Origin of the sequence: Arthrobacter sp. StoSoilB5 (genome assembly GCF_019977235.1) — a bacterium.
In the GTDB taxonomy this organism is placed as follows: Bacteria; Actinomycetota; Actinomycetes; order Actinomycetales; family Micrococcaceae; genus Arthrobacter.
In genome coordinates this window covers 4,718,000-4,732,454 of the sequence record NZ_AP024646.1, presented here as the reverse complement: position 1 = coordinate 4,732,454, position 14,455 = coordinate 4,718,000, and the positions used below count along the sequence as shown (strand labels likewise).

At 62.8% G+C, this 14,455-nt stretch carries 13 protein-coding genes; 5 read left to right on the top strand and 8 right to left on the bottom strand.

Features of this window, described 5'->3' with window-relative positions; all coding sequences use genetic code 11:
* The first annotated feature begins 1 nt into the window (after position 1).
* Together LDN75_RS21455 and LDN75_RS21450 are read left to right on the top strand one after the other, a co-directional pair.
* Positions 2-1,597: an aromatic amino acid ammonia-lyase gene (locus tag LDN75_RS21455; protein ID WP_223934699.1), complete on the top strand. Its 1,596-nt coding sequence runs from the start codon at positions 2-4 to the stop codon at positions 1,595-1,597.
* Entirely contained in the window at positions 1,594-2,643 is a 1,050-nt protein-coding gene (locus LDN75_RS21450; protein ID WP_223934698.1) for a cysteine synthase family protein, read from the top strand. The genes LDN75_RS21455 and LDN75_RS21450 overlap by 4 nt, the downstream gene beginning before the upstream one ends.
* A 133-nt stretch (positions 2,644-2,776) precedes the next feature.
* On the opposite strand, the gene LDN75_RS21445 is transcribed toward LDN75_RS21450, so the two are convergent.
* From LDN75_RS21445 to LDN75_RS21435, 3 genes are read right to left on the bottom strand one after another with little or no spacing between them, the layout of a single operon-like run.
* A complete protein-coding gene (locus tag LDN75_RS21445; RefSeq protein WP_223934697.1) occupies positions 2,777-3,349 on the bottom strand; it encodes a cupin domain-containing protein in 573 nt (190 codons plus the stop codon).
* Entirely contained in the window at positions 3,342-3,746 is a 405-nt protein-coding gene (locus LDN75_RS21440) for a PAS domain-containing protein (protein WP_223934696.1), read from the bottom strand. The genes LDN75_RS21445 and LDN75_RS21440 overlap by 8 nt, the downstream gene beginning before the upstream one ends.
* A complete protein-coding gene (locus LDN75_RS21435) occupies positions 3,743-5,506 on the bottom strand; it encodes a GMC oxidoreductase (RefSeq protein ID WP_223934695.1) in 1,764 nt (587 codons plus the stop codon). The genes LDN75_RS21440 and LDN75_RS21435 overlap by 4 nt, the downstream gene beginning before the upstream one ends.
* A 329-nt stretch (positions 5,507-5,835) precedes the next feature.
* Here LDN75_RS21435 and LDN75_RS21430 point away from each other — a divergent pair, with 329 nt between their 5' ends.
* A complete protein-coding gene (locus LDN75_RS21430) occupies positions 5,836-6,324 on the top strand; it encodes a carboxymuconolactone decarboxylase family protein (protein ID WP_223934694.1) in 489 nt (162 codons plus the stop codon).
* A 117-nt stretch (positions 6,325-6,441) separates the two neighbouring features.
* On the opposite strand, the gene LDN75_RS21425 is transcribed toward LDN75_RS21430, so the two are convergent.
* The gene (locus LDN75_RS21425; RefSeq protein WP_223934693.1) at positions 6,442-7,896 is read right to left on the bottom strand and encodes an amino acid permease; all 1,455 of its coding nucleotides are present in this window, start codon (positions 7,894-7,896) and stop codon (positions 6,442-6,444) included.
* A gap of 251 nt (positions 7,897-8,147) precedes the next feature.
* Positions 8,148-9,089 (bottom strand): aminodeoxychorismate lyase, encoded by a 942-nt coding sequence (locus LDN75_RS21420; protein WP_223934692.1) that lies wholly within the window; start codon positions 9,087-9,089, stop codon positions 8,148-8,150.
* Between the two features lie 83 nt (positions 9,090-9,172).
* On the opposite strand from LDN75_RS21420, the gene cls reads away from it, so the two are divergent.
* Positions 9,173-10,645: a cardiolipin synthase gene (gene cls / locus LDN75_RS21415; protein WP_223934691.1), complete on the top strand. Its 1,473-nt coding sequence runs from the start codon at positions 9,173-9,175 to the stop codon at positions 10,643-10,645.
* Positions 10,646-10,648: 3 nt separating this feature from the next.
* Here cls and pabB read toward each other — a convergent pair whose 3' ends face one another.
* From pabB to LDN75_RS21400, 3 genes are all read right to left on the bottom strand, one after another.
* Positions 10,649-12,700 (bottom strand): aminodeoxychorismate synthase component I, encoded by a 2,052-nt coding sequence (gene pabB, locus LDN75_RS21410; protein WP_223934690.1) that lies wholly within the window; start codon positions 12,698-12,700, stop codon positions 10,649-10,651.
* A complete protein-coding gene (locus LDN75_RS21405) occupies positions 12,697-13,200 on the bottom strand; it encodes a low molecular weight phosphotyrosine protein phosphatase (RefSeq protein WP_263422336.1) in 504 nt (167 codons plus the stop codon). The genes pabB and LDN75_RS21405 overlap by 4 nt, the downstream gene beginning before the upstream one ends.
* Positions 13,201-13,387: 187 nt before the next feature.
* Positions 13,388-14,011: a TetR/AcrR family transcriptional regulator gene (locus tag LDN75_RS21400; RefSeq protein ID WP_223934689.1), complete on the bottom strand. Its 624-nt coding sequence runs from the start codon at positions 14,009-14,011 to the stop codon at positions 13,388-13,390.
* A 100-nt stretch (positions 14,012-14,111) separates the two neighbouring features.
* Here LDN75_RS21400 and LDN75_RS21395 point away from each other — a divergent pair, with 100 nt between their 5' ends.
* Entirely contained in the window at positions 14,112-14,429 is a 318-nt protein-coding gene (locus tag LDN75_RS21395; protein ID WP_223934688.1) for a hypothetical protein, read from the top strand.
* The last annotated feature ends 26 nt before the right edge of the window (positions 14,430-14,455 follow it).

Below are 14,455 nucleotides of genomic sequence, written 5' to 3'. Positions count from 1 at the left end.
GATGTCCTCCGAGCCCAGGACCCTGCTGATTGGGACGTCGCCTGTGGACGCCCGCAGCGTTGCCCTGGCCGCGCTGGATCCGGCGTTTCACGTGAAACTCAACCAAGATGCGTTGTCTTTGCTGGGTCGCTCACGGGAAGTGCTGGAGCGGGCTTCGACGTCCGGGGAGAGAATCTACGGCCTCAATACCCTCCTCGGATCCGGACGCGATACAGCTGTGGAGGAGAAGTCGGTCCTGGCGTACCAAATCCAAGTAGTCAGGTATCACAACAGTGGCGTTGGCGCTTACCTGGACCGGCCCTCGTCCCGGGCCGTGATCCTCGCCCGGCTCATCGGCTTCAGCCGCGGCGGATCCGGAGTGCGGCCGGAGACAGCCCAGTTCTATGCGGAACTGCTCAACCGTGGGGTTCTTCCCGCCATTCCGCGCGAAGGCTCAGTCGGCTCGTCGGACCTCACCCAGCTGGCCGCCGTCGCCGCCGTTGCAATAGGTGAGGGTGAAGCGTTCGACGCCGATGGCACTTTGGTGCCTGGGTCAAAAGCGCTCGCCGACGCCGGTCTCCAGCCCCTGCGGCTCGCGCCCGGTGAGGCCCTGGCCCTGGTCAGCGCCAACGCTTACTCGGTAGGCGCCGGGACCCTGGCATTGGTGCGCCTGCAGCACGTGGCGGAATTCGCCGACGTCGCGCTTTCCCTGTCGCTTGAGACCATCGCAAGGTACGACGGCGGGGGGAACCTCAGCCCGTTTTCGCCGGCTATCCAGGCGGCCAAAGCGGTGGACGGGCAGAAGGACTCGGCGGCGGCCGTACGTCACATGTTGCGCGGCGGGTGGTTGGAAGATGTTCGTCCGGAAGTCTCGGTGCAGGATGCCCTGTCATTCCGTGCTGCGCCCCAGATGCATGGAGCTTTTCGTTCCTTGGTTTCCCAGCTCGGCGATGCGTTGAACGTGGAGCTGAACGGGCGCGGCGACAACCCTTTGGTGGATATCGAAAGCGGGCAGATGGTGTCCGGCGGGAACTTTCAACCCATGCAGCTGGCGCTTTCCTTTGAGGGGCTGCGGCTGGCGTTGGCGCACGTTGGGATTTCCAGCGAGCGGCGCATCGCCAAGCTGTATCCGCCGCAACGGGTGATCCGGGCGAGGCACCTGGAGGCTGCGTCCTCTGACGCTGCGCTGTCTGTGTCCGGGCCGGCCGGAGGCCTTGCGCAGGAGGAGTTGCCCGGGCTGCTCTGGTATTCCGCCGCTGGGCTGCTGTCCGAACTGAAGTTCCTGGCAGCGCCGGCGACGCTCGGGGCACCCACCCTCTCGGCCGACGTCGAGGATCACTCCACCTTGGCCCCGTTGGCTTTGCAGCAACTCGAAAGCTCGTTGGAGGCCTTGGAGAAATTGCTTGCTATCGAGGCCTTGACGGGGTCATATCTGCTGCTCGAAGCAGGTGCCGCGCAGCCGCTCGGAAAGGGGACAGGCGCCGTCGTGGGTCGGCTGGCCGACGTGCTGGCGGACCGGCCGTCGGCTCCGGACCTGGTGGAGCGTGCGCGGCGTGAGTTGCGCGACGTGGTGGCGCAGGAATTGCCGGCTACGGGTGAAAAGGAGGGGACAACGTGAGTACAGCGATCCGCAAACATGGCATACACGCGGCGGCAGGTTTGCCGGACGGGCTGGATGCTTCCGTGCTGGACAAAGTGGGCAATACTCCGCTGGTGAAATTGGAAGCCCTGGGCCGTGGATTGGGCAGCACCATCCACATCAAGCTTGAGTCCGAGAACCCGGGCGGATCCATCAAGGACCGTACGGCGCTGAGCATGGTCCGGGCTGCCGAGCGCTCAGGGGAGTTGCAGCCGGGCGCAACCATTGTGGAGAGCACTTCCGGTAATACCGGGATCGGACTGGCGCTCATTGGGCGGCTGACCGGCCATCCCGTTGTAGTGGTCACGGGCGACACCATCTCCCAGGAGAAGCTCGCGGCGCTCCACAGCTACGGTGCGCGCGTGGTCCTGACGGACTGGAGCGCACCCTCCGAATCCCCCGAGAACGCCCGCGCCGTGGCGGCGCGAATCACTGCCGGGACTCCCGGCGCGTGGCGGCCCATGCAGTTCGACAACCCTGCCAATCCTGCCGCGCATTACCAAACCACGGGTCCGGAGATCTGGGAGCAGACCCACGGTTTGGTGACGCATTTCGTGGCTGGCATCGGAACTGGTGGGACCATCAGCGGCAACGGCCGGTTCCTGAAAGAAAAGGTTGCGGCCTCGCGGCCGGGCGGACACCTTGAAGTGGTGGGCGCTGACCCCTACGGCTCCGCCTACAGCGGTGGACATCCCGGGGAGATCCTGGTGGACGGCGTAGGTAATTCCTGGCCCGAGGCTGAATGGCCCAAGGCCTTTGACCGGTCCATTGTTGACCGTTTCCTGCGCATCCCCAACGACGAGGTCTACTCCACGGTGCATCAGCTCCTCGACGAAGAAGGGCTTGCGCTGGGTCCATCGTCCGGACTCGCGGTGGCTGCTGCCCTGCGTGTGGCCCGGGCCGCACCCCACGGTTCGGTAGTGGTGGCCATAGCGCCCGACGCCGGAACGAACTACCTGAGCAAGGCCTTCAACCCGGTGTGGCTGGCAGAGAACGGAATCCATCTGGCCCGCGACGCCGACTAGGATGCTCTCTCACTTCCAACGGCTTTTGGGCGGTTGCTCTCTCACTTCCAACGGCTTTTGGGCGGTTGCTCTCTCACTTCCCATCCCGCCCACAGGGTGCGCCCGCCAACGAACGGGCGCACCCGGGCGGCCCTTAGCCGGCTGCCAGCCTCCTGATCAACTCGGCCTGATCGGGGAACTGCGCCACGAGTGCCTCCACATCTTCGCTCGTGGGTTTCGCGGAATCCGTCGGTTCATAGCCGGGGGACAGGCTGCAGCTGACCAGGGCGAAACCGGCGCCAGCCAACTCAGCCCCAAACCACGTGGAATGCGGCGCTGCTCCATGCAGAATCTCACCAGCCTCCGGATCCGGGCCGAACACCGTTGACGAGTACCCCTCTGTCTGCGAAAAGACGTGCAGCCGGATTGGCGTGCCCAGATGGAAGAACCAGAGCTCGTCCTGCTTCAAGGTGTGCAATTGGAGGACTTCCCCCGCCTGCAGCAGGTACCAGTTGGAGCTGTACAGCGGATGGTCACTGCCAAAGCGCGGTGGCAACGCCGGGCCCGCGATCAGCTCGTCGCTCACCATTGCCGGCGCGAACCAGCCGCCAACGCCCGACGGCGTCATGTCCAACCGCTTGATCCATTCCTTCGCATCCGGGCTGGCTGAGTCCCGGCTGGCGGAGTGGATGCCCAGGCTCCCGCCTGCCAGATCCACGTCAGTCATTGGGTGGATCCGCCAGTGAGAAGCAGACAGTGATCCCGATGATTGCCCCCGTGTCCAGCGACCGAAGGAGCCCCTTTTGGGTAACGATGTCCACGTTCACCGTCCCGCCATCCTTCAACGGAACTTCGATCACCTCGTGGAAATTGAGCAAGGGCTTTCCACTGGCCATCACTTCCTTGTCGTGGGCAACATGGGCTGCCCGCGAGTCCTGATGCCCGATCAACTGGTCCTTGGTCATCCCCACAAGGTCGGCGAAGTTCTGGTTCACCCACAGAAAGACGGAGTTGGCGTCCTTGACCACCCAATAGACCCCATCCTGCCTGTCCAGAACGTCGGCGACTGTCATCGGCGGCAAAGTGGGCAGGACTGCCGGATCCAGGGCCGGAACCGCGGTCACAGCGCAACTCCCGTGCCGCCGTCGGCCTCCAACCGCTCGGCGAGGTCCTGCGTCAACGCGACCATGGTCATGGTTGGGTTCCAGGACCCACCGGTCGGCCACAGCGAACCGCCCGCGACATAGACATTTTCGACGCCGTTGAGGCGGTAGTCGGTGCCGACGGTGGAGTCCTCTTCGTCACCGATGGGAAGGCTGGAGCTCTCGTGCACGAGTCCCGGGACGCGGCGTTCGGGAATGCTGGGTCTGTCCGAACCCCAGGTTCCGGTGTCCGGGTCGCCGTGCCAATACTCCACGCGATCCGCGCCGTCGGGCGACAGTACGCGTTCCAACATTTGGAAAGTGCCCTCGTCCATGGTGTCCCACGTGGCATCGTCCGTGGAGTTGGCCAGCACCTGAAGAGTCACGTTGTTGGTGGGGTCCGCTCCGCCGGAGTAGCGCAGGTGGTTTTCCGCGTTATCGATGTCCAGTTCGCCCAGTACCGCGCATACGAACACCAAGTAGTCCTCTGAGGACTGCAATTGGGCCAGCGAGGCGGTGGCGACGACGTCCGGTGCATAACGCTCGGACTTCTGGGCGTTCTTGTCCGGGCTCCGATCCGAAAGCACTGAGAGCTGCACGTGGTACTGCATGCCAGCCGGACTCATGCCTGCCATGTAGATGGCTGCCAATTCCAACTCGCCCAGGGCCTCGCTGAACTCGAAGTCCTTGCGAGGGACCCTTGCCACGACAGACGTGATGAAGTGGGCGCTGAACTGCTCACCAACTCCGGGCACTTCCGGGAAGGAATTGAGGACCAGTGTGGCAGGTGGCAGCGTGCCCATGGCCAGCACCAGGTTTGCATCGCCAATATTCACCACGCCCCGGCTCGTATCGAGCGCTGTGGCCCGTCCATCCTGCTGGATGATGCTGTTCACAGTGCAGTCTGTAACGACTCGGAGCGGCGATCCCTTGCCTGCCGCTGCCAGGCGTTGCTGCCTGTCCGACAGTTCAAGGAGCACCGACGGCGTGGAGAACTTGGCAAAGTCAATGCCTGAGGTTGCGCCTGAAGCTGCAGCCAGCGGTGCCGGCATGGAGCGGGTGGCGGAGTCAATCTTGTGCAATCCGGTTGCCAGCCGGTCCTGAAGCGCCTTCTGCATTATCCCGTAGACCGGGCGTGTGTTGTTGATGAGATCCACGACGTCGGCAGACGCACCGGCGTCGATTTGGTCGGCGCTGACCACGTTCAGAAGATCCTCTGCCGTGGTGAAGTGCGCCTTTGCGGCGTCCATGACGGCACGTGGCCACCCACGCATCTCATCCTCCTCAGGGCGCGGACACCAGGCACTCCACATAATGGAGCGGCCACCATAGAAGGGAACCATGCCGTGCTGCCAAGAGATCTTGCCCGCAGGTTGGTTGGCCGTGGCGGCAGCCAGCGTCCACGGGAATGTTTCAGAAAGCCCGCCCAGGGTCTGGCGATAGGGCAACGGGAGGTTCTGGAAATGCTGCGGCAGGAAGAACGGGCCGCGCTCAATAACGAGGATCCGCGCTTGGGGGTTAATCGTCAGCGTCCTTTCTGCGAAGGCATAACCGCAGAACCCGCTGCCGATGACAATATGATCGAATTGTTCCGTCTCGCGGACGTCTTTCCATTCTTCCTGGCTGAGGAAAAATACGTGGTCCATCACCTTCTGCGGAGATGGGTCCTGGGGTCCGGGCGTGGGAAACCCGTGGTTGAAATTCTGGGACGAAGAAACTGCACTCACAATGATGCCCTCCATCAACATTTCTGCTTTCACGGCAGAGTGAAAACAGGGTGTCCTGCCGGACAGAGAGGGAGTTCTCCCGCCCCAGCAGGGATCACTGCGCCTCAGTGAACCACTGTTGGAATGGGCGCGCAATAGAAACTGCGAGCCGATTTATATGGGTGTTGGAAGGGGGATCCGTTGGCTGTGACTAGTAGTCAAGTACCATTTGTTGTGTTGTGGTGAATCGGTCATAAAAAGTCGATAATGCGCAATCTGCGGAAGCGTTTTCTTCTGCCAGGCCCGCGAACGCGAGGATGCGTCCAGGGAGCCTGCACTCAAGGCCGGTGCGCTAGGCTCCAAGCATGCCTGAACAGGAAACAAAAGCACGTCTCGCCGGCTATCTGGATAAGCAACAGCCCGAGCTCTACGCAACGCTGGGCCACTACGCCCAGCAGGTGATTGGGGAAGCCGACCGCACAGGTGTCCCGCGTCGGACCATAGAACTACTGAACTATCTTGCCTCGCAGATCAACGGCTGCGCGTTCTGCCTGGACCTGCACCATCGCCGGGCGTTGGGATACGGCGAAACAGAACAGCGGTTGTCCTTGGTGGCTGTCTATAAGGAAGTGGCACTCTTTGACCCGGCCGAGCGTGTCGCCATGGAAATCACTGAGCAGATCACCCGCATGAGTACTTCGCGGCCGAGCCCCGAACTCTTCGAGCGGGCCCGGCAACACTACAACGACGAGCAAATCAGTGTGTTGTGCATGGCGGCCATTGGGATCAATGCCTTCAACCGCTTGTCCATCCTGAGCGAGCACCCAGTGCGGGTGGCCAAACCCAAAGCCTGAACTCAGCAAGCCCTGCTGCTTCCTGACCCACTTTCAAACGACATCAGCCCCTAGGCAACCTGGAGTGGTTGCCTAGGGGCTGATTCGCTGCCAAAGAAGGTCAGGAAGGCACAGCTACTAGACGCCAACCGCCTTCTTGAGCGACCGGCGTCGTCCGTACTTGAAGTAGAAGAACGCGTAGCAGGCCCCTACGAACGGGATGCCGAACAGCAATGCCGCTACCTGGTTGGGGTCGAAAGCAATACCGATCAGGGACACAACGCACAGTGCGAACGCCAGGATCGGAACCAGCGGGAAGAACGGCGCCTTGTATGGGAGCGTGCTGAGGTCGCCGCCGTTCCTGACAAACGTGCGCCGGTACACGAAGTGCGAGGCCACGATGGACATCCACACGCCCACAGTTGCAAAGCCGGCGATGGAGACGAGAACCAGGTACACGGTTGCAGGCGCCACAATGCTGCTGATCAGCGAAGCAAGGCCACCGAGCATGCTTACGCACAGGGCAATCATCGGGATGCCACGCTTGGTGAGCTTCCTGAATGCCTTGGGTGCGTGTCCTTCGTCAGCCAGCGAGAAGAGCATGCGGGCACAGGAGTAAAGTCCGCAGTTTCCAGCCGACAACAACGCTGTGATGATCACGAAGTTCATGATGTCCGCAGCGAAAGGAATGCCCAGCATGGAAAAGACAGTGACGAACGGGCTTTCGTCCACGCTGACCTTCTCGTAGGGGATGGTCGCCGCGATAACGGTAATCGCGCCGACAAAGAAGATCATGAGACGGATGACCGTGGTCCGCATGGCTTTGGGAATGTTGGCGCCGGGATTGGATGTTTCGCCCGCGGCGACACCGATCAGTTCGGATCCTGAGAAGGCGTAGAACACTGCAAGGCAGGTGACGAAGACGCCCGTGAAGCCGTTGGGGAACAGCCCTTCGGGTGTGCTGAAGTTGCTCGTGAGCGACGGGTAGTCGCCCGCGGCGAGCGGATGGAAGCCCATCAAAGCGGCGCCGCCCAGAATAATCAGGCCGACGACGGCGGCAACCTTGATGAGCGCGAACCAGAACTCCGATTCACCAAAGACGCGCGATGAAATGGCGTTCAGCGTGAACAGGACGCTGGCGAAAATGAAACACCAGATCCAGACGTCGACGCCCGGGAACCAGCGTTGCATGAGCAGGCCAGCGGCGGTAAATTCCGAGCCCAACGCCACTGCCCAGCAAAGCCAGTAGAGCCAGGCTGTGGCGAAGCCCGTGGCGGGTCCGATGGTCCGGGCGGCGTAGATGTGGAAGGCACCTGAAACGGGGAACGCAACGGCGAGTTCCCCGAGGCATGCCATCACCAGGTAGACCACTACGGCTCCAATGAGGAACGCGAGAACGGCGCCCAAGGGGCCCGCAGTGGCGATGGTGTAACCCGAGCTGACGAACAGGCCTGAGCCGATGACGCCGCCCATGGCAATCATCACCAGGTGCCGGGCCTCCATGGACCGGCGGAGTCCTGTCTGTGAGGTGCCAGTCTGCGACTGCGCCTCGGGTGCCGATGCCTCGGCTGTTGTGGGGGAGCTGTGTCCCATATTCCCTCCGGGAAGTTAGCCAGCAAAGTTTGAAGTGGTGCCAGGTGGACGTGATCCAACTAACACGAGAACAAGATTCATCACATGACGGACGCCCATTTCAAGGAGGATAAGGAACGCGATTGAACCCTTGTGAAGGTCAATGCTGAGACCAAGAGTTCCTTATCAATGAGTCATGCGAGCAATTACTCTACTTGTCATCTGCTAAGTTCCAAGCGGAGCAGGGTGGGCCTCAGTCTGGCCGGCCGGAATTACTCGATCCCGGCAAACAGCTCATTCAGTTCGGCAGTGAGCTGCTTCCGGACAGCGGGGGTGCCGATCTCCTGGCCGTTGATGTGATTCACGGGCGCGATCAAGCGGATGCTCGAAATAAGCCAAACGGCATCCGCGTGAAACAGGTCCTGAGGTACCAGCGGTCCGTAGCCCAATTCCCAGCCGGCAGCCTTCGCGGCGGCGAACAGCGCGCCCTGCGAGGTGCCGGGGAGAATGCCGCTATCCAGTTGCGGCGTGATGAGGCGGCGAACAGTCCTGACGGAACCCCCGCCGTCGTCCACTGTCTCAAGGTGGGCCAGCAGCACAGTGGATGTCGGCCCCTCAAGAACGCGGCCATCCGTGGAGGTGAAGATTGCGTCATCGGCGCCCTGCTTGTGGGCGTAGCGCAGCGCAGCCATGTTGACGGCGTAGGAGAGCGTCTTGGCGCCCAGCAGCAGCCACGGTGCGCGCTCGCCGGCGTCGGTGTCGAAGCCGCGATCCAGGAGGACGACGTCGATGCCCGTCTCGCGCTGCCGGCGACTGCCAGCGGGTGAGGGCGAAGCCTGGACCCAGCACGTGGGGCCCGCAGCGCCTTCGACACCGCGGGTCACGATCAATTTGACGACAACTTCGTCCTCTTCGGGCGTCGGAGCGGGATGGACGGTGCGGAACTCCGTGATCGCCGTTTCAATTGCCCGCCGCCAAGCATCCTGCTCCGGGATCGCCAAGTCCAAGGCCGCCGCGGAAGTGCCCAGGCGGTTTAGGTGTGCCTGTACTTTGCGCGCCCTGCCCTGCACGGCCAGAAGGGACTCGAACACGCCGTCGCCACGGGTAGCGCCGAGGTCAGTAGCCATGAGCTGGGGCTGGCTGGAATCGGCAATGCGGCCGTTTTCGAAGGCTGGGTCCAAGAAAACGAGGACCGTGGGGGCAGGAGAAGTCATGTTCCCAGCTTAGTGCGGCCCTCCTGCAGGGCGGGCGGATAGGCTGTGGTCACCGTTAGTTCTTGGACCGTGGGGGTTGTGTAGTGCTTTTTCCGTTTCCGATTGGCCCGGAGTGGACCTGGCTTATAGGTGCTTGGGCCATTGCGGAAGTCATCATGCGCATCGTGCTACTGGGGATCATTCCCGGGAACCGTCGCCCCACTACGGCCATGGCCTGGCTTCTGGCTGTTTTCCTGGTCCCGACCGTTGGGTTCGTGCTCTTCCTGCTTTTTGGCAATTTCCGTTTGTCCAAGCGCCGGCGTGAGCAGCAGGAACAAGTGAACCATCGTGTTCGCGCTGTCACCTCTGACCTGGCCGACCCCGTAAGCAACTATCCTGGCCCGGAGTGGGTGAAGTCCGCCGGTGAGTTGAACCACCGCCTTGGCTCGCTGCCCATGGTCGATGGCAACAAGGTGGAGCTTATTCCTGGCTACGAAGAGTCCATCAAGGCCATGGCCGAGGCAGTCCGGGGCGCTACGGACTATGTCAACGCAGAGTTCTACATCATGAGCAGCGACTTCGTAACGGATGAGTTGCTCACTGAACTGGAAAAGGCCGCCGAGCGGGGTGTTACCGTCAGGCTGCTCTTCGACCACATCGGAACGCTGCGCATCAAGGGCTACCGCCGCTTGGTCCGCCGGCTCAAGGCAGGCAAGATCCAGTGGAAGCGGATGTTGCCGCTGCTGCCCATCCACGGCCAATGGCGCCGCCCGGATCTCAGGAACCACCGCAAGATCCTGGTCATCGACGGGATGCTGGCCTTCACGGGCTCGCAGAACCTGATCGAGCCCTCCTACAACAACCCGAAGCATCGCCGTGCGGGTCGTCAATGGGTTGAACTCATGGCCCGGCTTGAAGGGCCGATTGTGGCCACCCTCAACGTAGTTTTCGCGACCGACTGGCTCAGCGAAACCGATGAATCACTCGAGAGCCAGCTGCGCCTTCCCGCCCGACCCTCCCCGGGACAGGTCACGGCCCAGGTGGTCCCGAGCGGGCCAGGGTTCGCGACGGAGAACAACCTGCGCCTGTTCAACACGCTGATCTACTCGGCGCAGCACAGGATCTCCATCTGCAGCCCGTACTTCGTGCCTGATGACTCCCTGCTCTATGCCATCACTACCGCTGCCCAGCGCGGCGTGGATGTGGAGCTCTTCGTCTCCGAGAAGGGTGACCAGTTCCTTGTCCACCACGCCCAACAGTCCTACTACGAAGCACTGTTGGAAGCAGGTGTCCGCATCTATCTGTACCGTGCGCCGTACGTACTCCACGCCAAGCACTTCACTATTGACGACGAGGTTGCGGTTCTTGGTTCCAGCAATATGGACATGCGCTCCTTCTCCCTGAACATGGAGGTTTCGGTGATGCTCCTGGGCGCCGAAACCGTGAACCTCATGCGAGCCGTGGAGTCCACGTATCGCGAGGTATCCCGTGAGCTTACGTTGGATGACTGGATGGACAGACCCCCTTTGGCCAAGTATGTGGATAACGTCGCGAGGTTGACGGCGACGCTCCAATAGTCCTCAGCCGGGGAAGTCAGCGCCCAGGGTGGATAACACACCAAAAGCCTTGGTCCGGATCTCTTCATACTCGTCATCGGCCACCGAATCCGCGGTGATTGCCCCTCCGATGCCCAAGCTAAGCGTGCGCCTGCCGTCGCCGTCGGGATTCACCACCAAGGTACGGATCACGACGGCCAGGTCCGTGGCAGCGTTCAGCGAGAAGTAACCGATTGCGCCTGAATAGATGCCGCGCGGACCGGCCTCAAGCTGGTCAAGGATGTCCATGGTGCTGATCTTCGGCGCCCCGGTCATTGAGCCCGCCGGGAAAGCCGCAGCCAGGGCCTCTGCGCGCGGAGCCCCCGGGCGAAGGTGCGCGTCCACGGTGCTCACCATTTGATGGACTGTGGCGTAGCTTTCGATCGCGCACAACCGGCTGACCGTCACCGAGCCCGGAATGGCGAAGTGGCTCAGGTCATTGCGCAGCAGGTCCACGATCATGATGTTCTCCGCGCGGTCCTTCAGCGAGGTCTCCAGGTCGCGGCGCAGCTCGGCGTCCTCCGTGGGATCGGCGGAACGGCCACGCGTCCCCTTGATCGGTTCGGCCCGCATGCCGCCGTCGGAGAGAATCCGGAGGAAGCGTTCAGGCGAGGTGCTCGCGACAACCAGTTGGCCGAACCGAAGGTAGCTGGCGAAGGGTGCCGGATTGCGGCGGCGCAACGCCCGGTAGCTCTGCCACGGGTCGATCCCGCCGGCTTCGGCTTCGAGCATGGTGGTCAGGCAGACCTCGTATGAGTTGCCTTCGCTGATTTCATGCTGGGCGTCGGCGATCTTTCGCTTGTAGTCCGACGCGCTGTCACGGCAAGTAAATTCGGGAGCCGATCCGGAAGCGGGCTCGACGCCGGAAGCGGGCTCGACGCCGGAAGCCGGGGCGGCTGAAGCAGCCCCGACGGCGGCTCGAGCCTCGCGCAACCACTCATCGGCGTCGGGCGCGACCAAAGCGAGCAGCCACACTGTGTGCTCGCGATGATCCAGCACCACGGCCCGCCCAGCGAAGAGCAGGGCGGCGTCCGGGGTGTCGGCCTGGACGTCGTTGCCTCCGGTTTCACGTTTGAGCTCGTAGCCCAGGTAGCCCAGCCAGCCGAGCGCGAACTGGCAATCGTAGCCGCGCGGTGCGCGCACGGCCCGGCGTCCCCACACAGAATCGAGCCAGCGGAAGAACGGGCCGGAGGTTTCCACCGTGGCTGTTCCGGCGGTCACGTGGGTGGTTCCCCCACGGTGTTGGACGGACTGGCCGAACGTGCCGCCGTCGTCCGCCAGGATGCTGAAGCGGCTGCGGCCCGCAGCCTGGGATGTCCCTGAAACCGCGGACGCGTTGGAGGAGTCCAACCAGACAGCGTTGGTCGAGGAGCCGTAAAGGCTCTGAAACAGCGCTTCGGCGTCAGGAGCGGCGCTGATCTTTTCGGACCGGAGCTGCAGGCCTCGACGCGCGCTCAGTTCGGGCGAGAGGATCGCTGCCAGCGACGGCAGGTATCGCATGGCCTGCAGGACGTCGTCCGGGGCGTTGCCATCCGCGAGGTTTTGGACGCGGATGTCTGCGGCGCCCATGACAGGGTCCGAGTCCAGCCAGACGTCTTCCTGGGCAGCCCATGTGTCCCAGTATGGCTCGTAGGTGTCTCCGTCGCGCGCCAACGCCCGACGACGGCGATCGTCACCGGGGGATTCGACCCAAACGACGGCGTCCAGCATGGGGCGCGCGGCGTTTGCTGCTGCGCCAACACCCTCGACGATCACGATTTCGGCTGGCAGCGTTACATGCAGCGCGCCGTCGTAATGCTTTTCCCAATCCCAACTGACCCACTCCGCTGCTTCCCCTTGGCTCAAGGGCGTCAGCACCGTTGCGACGTACCTTTCGATGCCTGTTGCCAGGCCGTTCCACCCGGGATAGATGTCTTCAAGGTGGAAAAGGGAAACCTTGTGGTGCTCCCGAAGACGGGCCGCCAACTCGACGGCCAGCGTGGTCTTGCCCGCGCCGGACCGCCCGTCCACGGCGATGATCACGGGTGCAGGGGTCATGACATAGAGGTTACCTGCTGGTGCTCGGTGGCTTCGTTTCGGGCGTCGTTGGCGCTACGCCCGGAGTCTTCCGCAATCGCGGCTCCCACGTGCCGCACGATGCCGGGAACAGCGGCTTTGATGAGGGTCCAGGTGTTGTCGAAGTCTGTGTGGCCGCCGTACCAGGGATCCTCGATGCCCAAATCCAGGGAGCTGCGCCCGGCCATCATTGGATCGAAGCTGCGCAGCATCCGGACCTTGGCCAACGATTCACGATCCGGGGCACCCTCCTGGAGCCAGCCGAAATGATCGACGTCCAATGCCAGGATGAGATCCCGCTCAGCGAACCACTCGCGCCTCCACTGGCGGGCGACGTGGTCCTCGGAAGCGATGTGGTGGGCCGTCAGTTTGCGGGCCGCGCGGGGGTCGATGGGGTGCCCAACCTCGTACCCGGTGGTGCCCGCTGAGTCGACCACCACCAGCTTGCCGAGCCCTTCCGCTTCGAAGGCTTCGGTAAGCATGAGCGCTGCCATAGGCGAGCGGCAGATGTTTCCAGTGCAGACCGTGATGATGCGGTATGGGCTCGTCGTTGAGTACATGCAGCAAGCATGGTTGATGGCACCCCCTCTTGGCTAGGGGCGACTTCACAACAAAGTCACTTTTCCTGTCAAGGCTGTCACAGGGTGTATTGGGCGGGCTGCGAAAGGGCTACTGGAGCGCTGGAGTGGGCGCCGTGTCTGCGCTCGCGGCTTCGGCGGCCAGCGCGGAGGCAGCCAGGTAGACGGTGCGTACGACGGCGGCGCGTCGCCTTTCGAGGCGGCCGGGGTTGTTCCCTGCCATGAGTCCATCGAGTGCGGGCAGCACGGGGGCGGCATCGCAAAGACTCACGATGGTGATGAGGAGATCGCCGGCGTCTTCCTTGGATATTCCGGGCAGGGCTGCAATGGTGCTGTTGACCTTGGACGCGCAGTTGGCCATCCGTTTGGGCAGGCCCACAACTTCCGTGCCGCGTTCCAGGCCTTCCCAGAAGAGGAGGCGCGGCGCCGTCGCATCTTTTTGGTGGTGGTCAAAGAGACGGCCTGCGTAGTCAGCCATGGCCTCTGGACCCTTTCCCTGGATGGGAACTTGGTCCATGAGGGAGCTGAGAGCGGTCACGATAACCGCGTCAAAAAGGCCGTTCTTGTTGCCGAAGTACTGGTAGATGCGTTCTTTGTTGACCCCCGCCTCTGCGGCGATGCGATCAATGCGGGCCCCAGCAAGTCCGCGCGTGCAAAACTCGGACGTCGCAGCCTCAAGCAGCAGCGACTTGGTGCGCTCTGTGTCCCATGCCATAAGTACCAGATTACCATTTCCCAACTAGGTAGTTGTAATTGCTGGCGAGTGTGGTTATTGTGAGACAAAGCTAATTGCAACTATCTGGTTGGAGAATGCCATGGCAGCCCAAACAACGTCTGAAATCGCCGCCCAGTCCACATCACCCGCAGTCCCGGCCCGCCCGAAAGTGCCGTCCGTTCACACGAGGGCACTGATCACCTGGCTCGCGATCTTCCCGCTGGTCTCCCTCGGGATGTTGCTGCTCGGTCCCCTCATGGAGCCTTGGCATCCTGTCCTGCGGGCACTCCTGCTGACGGCGCTTGTGGTCCCGGCGGCGGTCTACGTTGTGGTCCCAAAGCTCATGGCCGGCCACGGCGCCCTCAGCCGCAAGGCGGTGGAGCGCTCGGCCCAACGCGCATCCCGTAAGTCCCGTTAACCCAACTAGGTCGCAGTTAAGCGCGT

Bases quoted from the DNA above. Each gene is read 5' to 3' on its own strand.
- LDN75_RS21455 (WP_223934699.1), top strand. From the start codon at position 2: ATGTCCTCCGAGCCCAGGACCCTGCTGATTGGGACGTCGCCTGTGGAC.
- LDN75_RS21445 (WP_223934697.1), bottom strand. From the start codon at position 3,349: ATGACTGACGTGGATCTGGCAGGCGGGAGCCTGGGCATCCACTCCGCC.
- LDN75_RS21435 (WP_223934695.1), bottom strand. From the start codon at position 5,506: ATGGAGGGCATCATTGTGAGTGCAGTTTCTTCGTCCCAGAATTTCAAC.
- LDN75_RS21430 (WP_223934694.1), top strand. From the start codon at position 5,836: ATGCCTGAACAGGAAACAAAAGCACGTCTCGCCGGCTATCTGGATAAG.
- LDN75_RS21425 (WP_223934693.1), bottom strand. From the start codon at position 7,896: ATGGGACACAGCTCCCCCACAACAGCCGAGGCATCGGCACCCGAGGCG.
- LDN75_RS21420 (WP_223934692.1), bottom strand. From the start codon at position 9,089: ATGACTTCTCCTGCCCCCACGGTCCTCGTTTTCTTGGACCCAGCCTTC.
- pabB (WP_223934690.1), bottom strand. From the start codon at position 12,700: ATGACCCCTGCACCCGTGATCATCGCCGTGGACGGGCGGTCCGGCGCG.
- LDN75_RS21405 (WP_263422336.1), bottom strand. From the start codon at position 13,200: ATGCTTACCGAAGCCTTCGAAGCGGAAGGGCTCGGCAAGCTGGTGGTG.
- LDN75_RS21400 (WP_223934689.1), bottom strand. From the start codon at position 14,011: ATGGCATGGGACACAGAGCGCACCAAGTCGCTGCTGCTTGAGGCTGCG.
- LDN75_RS21395 (WP_223934688.1), top strand. From the start codon at position 14,112: ATGGCAGCCCAAACAACGTCTGAAATCGCCGCCCAGTCCACATCACCC.